1 protein-coding gene is annotated in these 1,677 nt (G+C 61.5%); it reads right to left on the bottom strand.

Annotated features, from left to right (window positions below; genetic code table 11):
• Window positions 1–1,111: 1,111 nt before the first annotated feature.
• Window positions 1,112–1,677, bottom strand: a 566-nt coding sequence (locus KA184_05055) for a hypothetical protein (GenBank protein MBP8128928.1), incomplete at its 5' end; no start/stop codon positions are given.

The following is a 1,677-nucleotide window of genomic DNA, read 5'->3' as shown; positions in this document are numbered from 1 at the left end:
CGTGGGTGTACTCACCTAGAGGCTCGGACCGCCTGACTCGGGGCGCCGCCTGGAACTACGGCGGCGACCGCTACTTGCGTTCAGCGGGCCGCGGCAGCCCCCTCCCCCCGTCGTACACGTATAGCAGTCACGGCTTCCGCCTCTCCAGGTAATTACCGCTTGACCGCCCTACTGCTCTACCGCTTGAAAGTTTTACGAGTGGCGGAGCGAAAGGCCGAAAGGGCCAAGAAACGCGGCAGCACAAGATGGGCTTTCCGGGCTCCGTGCCGCTATCGGTCTTGGCGTGCCGGTGGGCTTCGTCTATTATTCCGTCTTCCTTCCCCCACTTCTGCTCCGCGCTCTCGGCGGAATGGTACTCATTTCCAAGTTAAATGGAACGGACCAAAACCATCTACTTTGAAACACCCTCCCTGCGGACTGTTCGTTCCTGCGGACTTTCCACTCGCGCTCCCCGTTCCCCCGCTCGTGAGCACCCGGATTACTGGTCGCGCTCCTTCGGATTCGGTGGCCTGCTCGTGCCGGAATATGCAGGTCGCTTATCCGATGTGAGGCGATCGGCATCTATTGCCCGCTCGTGGGTAACGCGGTCATGAGTGCGCCGCAGCGATGGGCGCGGGAAGTGGCAAGCGGGCAAGTTTGGACTTTTGCAGGGGGGAACCTCGATGATGGACTCATCGCCGATGCGCAGCTCAGATGGTTGCGGGCCGTGAATCGGATGCGTGGATAAGCAGGCCCGGGCGGCGCCAGGGGGGCGTCATGAGTACCGCAAAACTCAAGTCCTGCACCATATTTCTTGCGTTGGGCTTCCTAGTCTTGGTTAGTGTGAGTATTCCGAGCGAATCCGCCCTGACCAAAGCAACCCCGTTCCAGGCACATATCTTCGGACTGCTTCAACGCGGTCCGTGAGGACCTGTACCCAGTAAACCGACAAATTGAATCCGCCTATCATCCCAAACGTCAATCACTCATACTACGTCATCCGCTGGAACTTCGGTTTAGACGGCAGAACCGCGGACTCCGCTTGGCGCAGTTGTTGGAACACCCAAGAGTGAGACTGTCGAGCGCCGGAGATTCCCTCCGTATTCCGCGGATTGAGCCGAATGGTTGTCTCTCAGCCGGTTTTGTCGTCACGGTTTGCCGCGTCGTGCGCATCGAGCCGGAGGATCTCGAGAGAGCCCGGTTGGAGAGTCCATTCGCGCCGTAGCGAGGGCTCTGGCGATGTCAGCGAGGCGCAATTGGAGCAGGTAACAACCTGCGCCGGGACGCTGCCGTAGTTGGCGAGCACCAGATGAATGGCCCGATTCGCGAACACGGACGCCACGACCCGCTCCGGCAAGGGGCCGACAGTCAAGCTGGAGTCCCTGATTTCGAGCCATGCCCATGTCCCTTCTTCCGTCAATGGCAGGTAACGCTTAAGCCATTGCGCGTGCGCAGGCCGGGTTTCGCTCCGGCCGGGGATGGCGTCCCACGCCCCGTAAGCGTGCGGCCCCCCGGGATGCGCCTGGTGGTGTTTCCACGCCTCGGCGCAGATGCGCATCCAGAAATCGTTTGGGTCGGGGTTGTACGCGACGCCCGGCGTCATGGCCCGTTCCCCGGTAAATGGGCGGCCCGCCTGCAGGAGCGGGAACTGCATGTAGGGAATCGCGTGGAGGTACGGTTCGTCCGGGCTGGCGGTCT

The organism is Candidatus Hydrogenedentota bacterium, from assembly GCA_018005585.1.
Lineage (GTDB): Bacteria > Hydrogenedentota > Hydrogenedentia > Hydrogenedentales > JAGMZX01 > JAGMZX01.
This window is presented reverse-complemented; position numbering and strand designations above follow the sequence as displayed.